The 8,827-nt window shown below is 42.1% G+C and carries 10 protein-coding genes; 6 read left to right on the top strand and 4 right to left on the bottom strand.

The annotated features are described in order from the left end of the window. Positions 1–89: 89 nt before the first annotated feature. A complete protein-coding gene (locus tag F6K57_RS32210; RefSeq protein ID WP_293072130.1) occupies positions 90–431 on the bottom strand; it encodes a helix-turn-helix transcriptional regulator in 342 nt (113 codons plus the stop codon). A 64-nt stretch (positions 432–495) separates the two neighbouring features. Here F6K57_RS32210 and F6K57_RS32215 point away from each other — a divergent pair, with 64 nt between their 5' ends. After that, positions 496–639 (top strand): hypothetical protein, encoded by a 144-nt coding sequence (locus tag F6K57_RS32215; protein ID WP_293072131.1) that lies wholly within the window; start codon positions 496–498, stop codon positions 637–639. Here F6K57_RS32215 and F6K57_RS32220 read toward each other — a convergent pair. Further along, complete coding sequence (locus tag F6K57_RS32220; RefSeq protein ID WP_293025475.1) at positions 625–1,044, bottom strand: DUF29 domain-containing protein; 420 nt, start codon at positions 1,042–1,044, stop codon at positions 625–627. The genes F6K57_RS32215 and F6K57_RS32220 overlap by 15 nt on opposite strands. Before the next feature lie 623 nt (positions 1,045–1,667). On the opposite strand from F6K57_RS32220, the gene F6K57_RS32225 reads away from it, so the two are divergent. From F6K57_RS32225 to F6K57_RS32240, 4 genes are read left to right on the top strand one after another with little or no spacing between them, the layout of a single operon-like run. After that, complete coding sequence (locus tag F6K57_RS32225; RefSeq protein WP_293072134.1) at positions 1,668–1,781, top strand: helix-turn-helix domain-containing protein; 114 nt, start codon at positions 1,668–1,670, stop codon at positions 1,779–1,781. Next, the gene (locus tag F6K57_RS32230; protein ID WP_293072132.1) at positions 1,732–4,323 is read left to right on the top strand and encodes a dynamin family protein; all 2,592 of its coding nucleotides are present in this window, start codon (positions 1,732–1,734) and stop codon (positions 4,321–4,323) included. The genes F6K57_RS32225 and F6K57_RS32230 overlap by 50 nt, the downstream gene beginning before the upstream one ends. Next, positions 4,316–5,380, top strand: coding sequence for a diguanylate cyclase regulator RdcB family protein (locus F6K57_RS32235; protein WP_293040999.1), 1,065 nt, complete (start codon positions 4,316–4,318; stop codon positions 5,378–5,380). The genes F6K57_RS32230 and F6K57_RS32235 overlap by 8 nt, the downstream gene beginning before the upstream one ends. A gap of 5 nt (positions 5,381–5,385) precedes the next feature. Next, a complete protein-coding gene (locus F6K57_RS32240) occupies positions 5,386–6,411 on the top strand; it encodes a patatin-like phospholipase family protein (RefSeq protein WP_293072133.1) in 1,026 nt (341 codons plus the stop codon). Positions 6,412–6,539: 128 nt separating this feature from the next. Here F6K57_RS32240 and petA read toward each other — a convergent pair whose 3' ends face one another. Continuing rightward, positions 6,540–7,529: a cytochrome f gene (gene petA, locus F6K57_RS32245; protein ID WP_293072135.1), complete on the bottom strand. Its 990-nt coding sequence runs from the start codon at positions 7,527–7,529 to the stop codon at positions 6,540–6,542. Between the two features lie 114 nt (positions 7,530–7,643). Continuing rightward, on the bottom strand, positions 7,644–8,186 hold the full coding sequence (petC, locus tag F6K57_RS32250) for a cytochrome b6-f complex iron-sulfur subunit (protein WP_293025481.1): 543 nt from the start codon (positions 8,184–8,186) through the stop codon (positions 7,644–7,646). Between the two features lie 239 nt (positions 8,187–8,425). Between petC and F6K57_RS32255 the strand changes: the two genes are divergently transcribed. Beyond that, positions 8,426–8,743: a DUF3067 family protein gene (locus F6K57_RS32255; RefSeq protein WP_293025483.1), complete on the top strand. Its 318-nt coding sequence runs from the start codon at positions 8,426–8,428 to the stop codon at positions 8,741–8,743. Positions 8,744–8,827 lie beyond the last annotated feature (84 nt).

The raw sequence follows: 8,827 nt of genomic DNA on the forward strand, positions 1-8,827 counted from the left end.
ACTGAAATAGCCGTGGATATTATTTCTACGGCTATTTTTTTTTTTGCTTTTTAAAAATATGAAATGCACCCCCTACTGCTCCCTACTCCCTACTCCCTGCTCCCTGCTCCCTGTTCCCTTTGGTATTGTATGCTCCCACTAGATACAGTTTCCGGTTTTGGACTGACCATAATGTCTATATTTTGACCTAATGCTACCAGAAAATATAATAGTTTTTCCAAGGGGAAACCCTGCAAGCGACCATTTTTTAAATCTGTGACTTTAGGAATATCAATTTTAAAAATTAGAGCAACCTCTGAATCAGATAACTGTCTCTCATCAAGAATATCGGAAATGAGTGAAGCTAGTTTAACCTTAGCTAACTTTTCTTGAGCATTACTAAATCCTAAATCCCTAAAAATATTTTCTGAGCTTACAGTATAGTCTGGCATTTTGTCTAGATCGTGGTGCTATCTAAAAAATAGCTTATGTTCCACTTTTACAACCACTGGCAAGATGCCAGTTCCACTTTTACCACCACTGGCAAGATGCCAGTTCCACTTTTACCACCACTGGCAAGATGCCAGTTCCACTTTTACCACCACTGGCAAGATGCCAGTTCCACTTTTACCACCACGCTTCAGGTCAATCTTGATCTAAAATATCAGAAGTGAAAGGACAATTCTGGGGGAAACTAACAGATGGATAATTCCTGCTCACCTTTTTCAGTGGATATCTGTAGCAATCGGAAAAGACCGATTCAAGATAAGGCTTGAGGCTAGGAGATTCAGACAACAGAAGATTAATCTGTTCTCTTTGTTCATCGATAGTATTTTCCCAGCCTCGATAATCAGGCTCTGAATCTACGTACTGCCTTTTTAGCAAATGTTCCATCAAAACCTTAAGTCGGCTCTGAAGCTCTCGTCTATCGGATCGTCCCAAGGATGCTATCTCCTCAATTAAATTGTCTATATCCAACTCATCAAAGTTTTTTGTTTTGAGTTGCTGGCAAGTTGTCTCAGTCCACAGAACGAAATCCTGATCATACAAGTCATGATTACTCATTGCTGGTTCATCCTTTTCTATTTTTTTTGTAACGATCAGAGCCTCTCCCGTTTTCAGGTAAAACTGCCTGCAAAAAATAACGCTACTCTTGAGGCTTTCAGAGAATAAATCAACAGCATAGAGTCAACTAATCAAGGGGCATCTCATAGTTGAAATATTCTCCTTTTTTATCCTATATCATGTCGGGATAATTACCCTTAATAAAAATATCCCTATCTCCCCATCTCCCCATCTCCCCACACTTCCCACACTTACCACTTTCCCTCTAATTATGGGTATTCAACCAAACTTGATATGAGGGGGTTTGGGCTTTGGGGGAGCTATAAAACCCCTGGGCTTAAGGAAGCTTAGCGGGGGATATAGGCTTTACAAATGAGTTGTAAAACTAGATTATAATTTTTTATAATCAAAACAAACGCTGTATTCCTTACTAAGGCTACCATATCCAGATTTTTATGTTCCCTAAAGCGTTTCATCCTATGTTTACATCTCAAATAAAAATGCTATACATGGACTCCCCCAAGTTAAGTTAAGTTACTCAATGTAACTTAACTTAACAATTAAAAGTGTTTAGCTTACCAATAAATAGTGTATAATATCTGCATACAGCTTTTCAACTGTAAATACTACTAACACTCAACTACCGCTACCGACTCTACCCCGATGCTACTCAACAGCAAAGGGTGATTGAGTGGATGGAAATCTATCGGACGACCTACAACTATGGGTGGCGATAGATTAAAGATTGGTGTAACAGTCGGCAAGAAAAAAACGACTCCCATAGCTTTGGATGTTTTTGGTTCATCTGTTATTAATGTGACGCAAGGAGCAGAGGTAGAAGCAATGTATTCTGGAGACTTGAAGCCTGATATTGAGGGTTTACAACAAGACGTTATTACACGACTGAAGGAAATCAGTGACCTGATGACGGATGCTAGTGAAATACTAGGAGAGGAGGGTTCAGGGAATAATTACACCCAATTGAAGCAGAAAGTAGATACTGCCAAACAGCAGGTGGAAAATCTGGAATTAGTCATGTCGATTATCGCGCCCATGAAGGCAGGTAAGTCTACAGCTATCAATGCGATTGTTGGGCGGAAACTTCTGCCTAGCCGCAGTGATGCCATGACCACACTCCCTACAGAAGTTGTCTTTAAAGCTGAATTAGAACAGCCAATTTTGAAGTTGAGTGAACCAGTAGTTTCTGTGTTTAGCAAGACAATTGAGGCTTTGCAGAGCAATCTTCAAGAGTTGGACACTGACGAAATGGAAAGTATGATGGCTAAGTATAGGCATCTGAATGACTTAGTTGAAAAAATCAAAAAACAGCCTTTAGCCTCACTAGTCCCTAAACAGGAAACCTTTGGCTTTAATAATATCCGGAAAACCCTGACTGCTTTGAATGACATTATCCGTTTGTGCAGCCTGAATGAAGTTGACGATCCTATTGGTAAACTTCTCTGTCTTAATCTTAAGTCTCCGCGCATTGAAACTCCCTTTTGGCAAGAAGAAGATGCTGATAAAACTGCAAAAATCGGTAATCTAGTAATTATTGATACCCCTGGAGGTACTGAAGCTGGACAAGAGCAGAAACTAAAGGCTGTAGTCACAAAGCAGCTCACAAAAAGTGCAGTTGTTTTGATTATGCTCAATTTTGGCGCAATGGGCAGAACTGCTGACAATAAAGTTGAAAGTGAAGTTGAAGAAATAAGAAATTTACAAGATAGTGAGAAGGATAACCTATACGTTTTGGTAAACCAGATTGACAGACGTGGTAAAAATTCCAGGACTCCTGAGGAAGTCAAGGACTTTGTCAAAGAGGCATATGGCATAGGTGATTCTGGCGAGAACAAAGATACAAATAGAGTTTTTGAAATATCAGCTCACTGGGCACTGTTCTCTGCTAATTTCTTTCTTCGAAAACTAGATAAAAATGAAGATGCAGCTAAAAATGATATCAAAATCCAACCAGATATTGCCAGAGATTTACTAGGAGCAGAGTGGGAAGACGATATTGAACATGCCTCCTTGGAGGAACTGAAACGTAAAGTTAGGAAGCTGCGAGAAAGATCAGGTTTTGATGATTTTATTAAGAAGGCAATGGAGGAGTTAATGCTCTCAGCAGCGCCTGAATCCATGAAGGCAGCACTTAAAGAAATTTGCAGCTACTTAAAGCATATCCCAAAGGATGTAGAACTTCAGATAAAAGCTATTAACCAAAAGGCAGCAGAAATAAAAAAGCAAAAAGATGCCTTACAATCTAAAATAAATGGTCTTGAGGATTGTCGCCATCGTCTGAAAGAACGAATAGAGGAAAAACAGGAACAACTTAATCAGAAGCTAGAGGCAATTCGTATTCCCCTAAAAAAAGCAGCAGAAGTGACTATTGACGATTATTTTTCACAGTCTCCAACCGACGCTTTACAAAAATGGGAAACATTTGCAAGTCAAATGGGTGTAGCAAAAAAGATTGTAGAAAAGAGAATCCAAGAGTTTATTTCTTTTGATGACTGGATTAAAAATTATTCAATTTTACAGTTCAAGTGGAATACTGATTATTCAGTTGAATTATCAAGTAAAGCAGATGCAGAAGAATTTCGTAGACTGGCAGTTAATTACGCAACTGTAAGAACAGAAAAGTTATTTGACAGTATTCGTGAAGCGACTGAAGAAGAACTAAAAAACTCCCGTGAAGAGCTGACATTATTATTAGATAGTGAGACAAAGCCAATAATTGAGGAGGCGAGGGAGCAACTGTCAAAAGGCTTCGATGTGGAAATTCCACCCCCACCGCCAGAACCAGACATAGACCTAAATTCTATTCAACCTTCAGTAGATGAGTTACCAGAGTATGGATACGAAGAAGTAGATGAAAACTACAGGCCATGGTATTTTTTTGGGTGGCTTGAAAGAACAAGGACAGTGATTAAAAATGTACAAGTAGGTAACAAATATATTGTCAACCTGAATGATTTAATTACTAAAATGAATGAAGTAATTAAGGAAAAAATTGATATAAACTATCAGGGAAGTCAAGAGTACATTGTTCAGCAATTTGAAAAGGATACTGAAACCTTTTTTCAAAATCTTCAACAGTACTTAGGTGGATACAAAGACCAGATGAAGGAGTCCCTGAGGAAGCAGGGATCTGAGGAAAAGCAAAAAACAGTGGTAGAAAACCTCAAGAATAAGTTAGCAGATGATGCTCGAGAACAAATCAAAAAGGTAGATATTATTCTCCAACGTATAGAATACTTCTTATCTCTAAATAATGGATAATTATAATATAACACATCTTCAAGAACTAGAGTCTCATCTTAAAGAACTAGACTCTCAGTATCAAGTCCCCATCCTGAGGGATAAAGCTCTGATTGACCTAATAAATGGTATTCAGGTCAACCGCGACCTCATCAGCTATGGTAAGAAGCAAAGGAGTCTGGGCCGCCTGTGGGACTTACTAACTGGCAGCGACTCCCAGCGCCAATCCCTCTTAGGTGAAAACCTAGTCGCTGGTCAAAATACACTGTACCAATGGGCATTAGAACTCACTTCTTCCGAAGATATTAGTCAAGTAGCACTGGCTGTTACCCAGGAAAAATTGCTGGAAGCCCGTGAGGCTATTCGCCGTCAGCAACAAAGGCTAAATATTCAACACCAAGAACTAAGAACTCTGCTGCAAGGTTTGACTAAAGAGATTGACTCACGTTTCCAGAAACTGGATGAAAAGATAAATAACCTAGAAGTAAGTACGGCTGCTCATCAGGAATTTGAGAGCATAATAACTTTCTGGGAAGCAAAGAGTACTTACACAAAGCTACCTTGGGTAGTACAGGTAGCCTTTTTAGCACGGCAAGTTTTCAGTGGTGCAGTTGCTAGCTATGAACTGAAATCTAATGATAAAAAACTTTATCGTGAGTGGTTCGTCAATCGAGTTGTCAAGTCTCCCAGAAGCCAAGAGATCCCGGACCCCCAAATGACTCCTCATAACCCATTCTGTTCCCTTGCAGACCTTCTAGAGAAAACTAGGTTAGACATGGCAGACAATGGCCGCACATTAGAATTCGCAGCAGCGTTGTTGGAGGTTCGGTCAGTGCCGCGAGAGCGTCTTTTAAAGACTCCTTTGCTATTCACTATTGGTACAACTCTGGAACTGGCCGCCCTCCCTCCTGAAGATATACCGCCAAAGCCCGCACATTGTGCAATTGAGCTATGTCGCGCTCACATTCAACACATCGACCAAACCACAGATCGAAGACAATTTGTCGAAACCATTGTGCATGAAACCGCTAATGACTGTATGGCAATCATGGCAACCCGTCCTACTATCACAAGTTGAGCTCTATGGAACACACAAACCCCAAATTTGGACTTGTACTAGCTGGTGGTGGTGCTAAAGGAGCATATCAGGCCGGTGTATGTAAATATCTTGCCGAAATTGGACTAGAGCCACAAATTATTGCTGGCACTAGCATCGGCACCCTTAATGGCGCTGTTCTCGCATCCAGTGAATCATTTGCGGAAGGTGTCAAGCGATTGAATAAACTTTGGGATCAATTAGGTCAAAAACAGGTTATCCGTCCCAATAAGAGTGCAGTTCTTAAAACATTAAGCTATGGTGCTAAAGCTTTTATCCCAAATCTGAGAACGTGGTGGTTTGATTTCTTAGTAAAGATAGGATTGCCCGAAGACCACAACGCAATCTTTGACCCTGAACCTGTAGAAACTCTATTACGCGAAGCCGTAGACCCGGCTAAGCTGCGAAAAGGTATTGAGTTATGGGCAACAGTATTTCCAGCACTGAAAATACCAGACTTAGACTACGATTTACTGATGCCCTTAGTCGATCTTTTGCGAGCCCAAGCTGGTACATCCGCCCGCTGGCTTCGGGTGCAGGATTGCCAAGATGATGAAACTCTCTATAATTTACTCCTTGCTAGTGCTGCCATTCCCTTGGCATTTCCTCAACGAGAAGTTAATGGTCAGTTCTATGTAGACGGTGCTTTGGGAGATAATATCCCCTTGGGAGCATTAGCCGATCGTGGATGTACTTTCGCCATTGTAATTCACTTAGATAACGGAGAAACCTGGAGCCGCCACGACTTTCCAGAGCAAGCCATCATTGAAATTAGACCAGAACAACAAATCAATAAATCGAATAGGCCAGTTATCGGTTTCATTGATAGTTTGCTAGACTTCAGCCCTGAACGCATCAAAGAACTCAAAGAGCGTGGTTATGAAGATGCCCAGCGTTGCTTGCAGCCAATTCTCGAAACCTTTATAGCGATTAGAGCCATGCGTGGTTCTCAGGAAAAACTGGTCAAACAGACATGGGAGTTGCACAATGACCGACCACTATTGGATGATTAAGGGTTGTGATAAATAAAGGTTGACCATTGATATAGTCAAGAGAAACAACCATGTACCCCAAGACGATCAACTGTCAACCTTTAACCAATAACTATTGCAATAGTGACTTCTAAACCAGCCACTTAAGACTAGAAATTCATTTCAGCAGCTTGGACTTTCTCAACTTGCTTCTTCTTAATAACTAGCAAGACTTGAGATAGCATAATCGCGCCGATGAATAGCATCAACCACTTAATCCGAGCTGGGTCTTGGAGGACCACTTCCACATCCCTTTGACCAAATCCACCAACATTAGGATCAGTACTCAGAGCTTGTCCTGATACTACCTTATCTCCTTCAGCAACCAGTAACTCTGGGCCAGGGGGAACCGTATCAACTACAGTCTCGCCGTCTGGGGTCTTGATAGTGACGTCGTAGCCAACATACTCTTCAAAGGTAATTTTGGTAATTTCACCAGTGGCAGAGGCATTGAAGGCATTATTATTGCTAAGGTTACCAGCGGGGTAAACCTGACCCCGTCCCCGGTTACCACCAACATGAAGCTGGTATTTACCAAAATAGATATTTTTCTCAGTTCTGGGGTCAGGAGAGAGAACTGGGAACACAATTTCTTGATACTCCTCACCTGGTAGAGGACCAACGAGTACTATATTTTCCTGCTCTTCGCTGTAAGGTTGGTAGTACATGTTTTCGGTTTCTTCTTGCATTTCCTCCGGAATCCGGTCAGGAGGAGCAATCTTGAAACCTTCCGGTAACATCACCACGGCACCGACCTGTAAGCCACCTTTAGAACCATCACCATAGACCTCTTGTGCTTCTAGGTCATAGGGGATTTTAACCACAGCTTCAAATACAGTATCTGGCAGTACCGATTGGGGAATTTCAACTTCTGTCGGTTTCTCTGCTAGGTGACAATTAGCACAAACTATCTTGCCAGTGGCTTCACGAGGGGTTTCTGGTGCAGTTTGCTGTGCCCAGAAGGGATAGGCAGCAGCTGACTGGGGAACTGCCAGGTCGCTGGCAAAGAAAAGGGCGACAGCTGCCACAACCAAAACGATAGCTCTGGCAATCATCCCCTTGCCACGGTTAACCATCACCGATACATCAGGTGTTCTCATCACTAAGCCAAAAAACTCAAAAATTGGTAATTTAAAAATTGCAACTTGTTAATTGCTAATGGTTGATTAGCACTAGTCAATTAACTAAAAACTAAGGACTAAGGACTAGAGCAATTAACTCCACCAGGGGTTTTCACCAGTGCGGAAATCAGTTTCTTTCCAGGTGCTGAAGACTAGGGTGTCGTTTTCTGTTACCGTGGCGTGTGCCAAAGCTAGAGACAAAGGCGCTGGTCCACGTACTACCTTGCCAGTATTGTCATACTGGGATCCATGGCAAGGACAGATGAACCGGTTCTTGCTAGCATTCCAAGGTACAACACAGCCTAAGTGAGTGCAAACCGCGTTGAGACCGTAAGCCTCAAGACCTTGATCTTCAGTAACAATCACATAGGTGGGGTCCCCTTTGAGACCTTGAGTCAGGGTGCGATCGCCTACATTGTGACTAGCTAAAAACTCGCTGACCTTGATGTCATTGCCCAAAGCATCTTTAGCTGTGACACCACCACCAGCCCCACCACTGGATGGGGGGATAAAATACTTAACGATTGGGTAGAGAGCTCCAACAAATGTGCCGGTAATTGTCCCAAACGCCAAGAGGTTCATAAATTGGCGACGCCCCATATCTGGAACGTCTGGAGAGCCAGAAGCTTGAGCCATAACTGAACGCCTAAAGGTATACTTTTTTTACAATTCTGGGAAAATTACCAGAATTTTTTGAACCCTGTTTTTATAACTGTAGTGTAATTTAACCACTGGACAGGGTTGCCCAAATCCCTGCAATATAAGGATTCACGGCTTGAACTATAAGTATTATTACATTCTTTTACGCTTTATCATAAAGTTAAGAAGCGTTGTATTTGTAACAAAATGTAAACATTAAGTTAGGGCAACAGGCTATGACAGGACAGGACTTGCACCAACTCCTGCTCAATAAGTGGGGACGCTCCTATGACATCCAGATTCGGAGGACTCAAGGGAAAATCTTTGTTCAGGTGATGTGGAAGTATCTGGAGCAGCAATCCTTCCCCCTTTCTGAAGCTGAGTACCTAGAGCATTTAGATACAGTAGCCAACTATATCCGAGGTTGGGGAGGAGCCAGCCAGGTGCAAGAGTTCATTAACAACACCCGTGAGCGTCCACGACTGGGGAAAGTGGTCAGTATTCCCATAGAACTAGGTGAGCGGTCCTCAGAATGGATGCTAGAGGATTTTTAGGGAGTAGGGAGTAGGGAGTAGGGTGTGGGGTGTGGGGTGTGGGGTGTGGGTAGTAGGGAGGTGTGGGTAGTTTAGACAACGGCC

The sequence above is a fragment of the Moorena sp. SIO4A5 genome, assembly GCF_010672005.1.
GTDB lineage: Bacteria > Cyanobacteriota > Cyanobacteriia > Cyanobacteriales > Coleofasciculaceae > Moorena.

Bases quoted from the DNA above. Each gene is read 5' to 3' on its own strand.
- F6K57_RS32210 (WP_293072130.1), bottom strand. From the start codon at position 431: ATGCCAGACTATACTGTAAGCTCAGAAAATATTTTTAGGGATTTAGGA.
- F6K57_RS32215 (WP_293072131.1), top strand. From the start codon at position 496: ATGCCAGTTCCACTTTTACCACCACTGGCAAGATGCCAGTTCCACTTT.
- F6K57_RS32220 (WP_293025475.1), bottom strand. From the start codon at position 1,044: ATGAGTAATCATGACTTGTATGATCAGGATTTCGTTCTGTGGACTGAG.
- F6K57_RS32235 (WP_293040999.1), top strand. From the start codon at position 4,316: ATGGATAATTATAATATAACACATCTTCAAGAACTAGAGTCTCATCTT.
- F6K57_RS32240 (WP_293072133.1), top strand. From the start codon at position 5,386: ATGGAACACACAAACCCCAAATTTGGACTTGTACTAGCTGGTGGTGGT.
- petA (WP_293072135.1), bottom strand. From the start codon at position 7,529: ATGAGAACACCTGATGTATCGGTGATGGTTAACCGTGGCAAGGGGATG.
- petC (WP_293025481.1), bottom strand. From the start codon at position 8,186: ATGGCTCAAGCTTCTGGCTCTCCAGACGTTCCAGATATGGGGCGTCGC.
- F6K57_RS32255 (WP_293025483.1), top strand. From the start codon at position 8,426: ATGACAGGACAGGACTTGCACCAACTCCTGCTCAATAAGTGGGGACGC.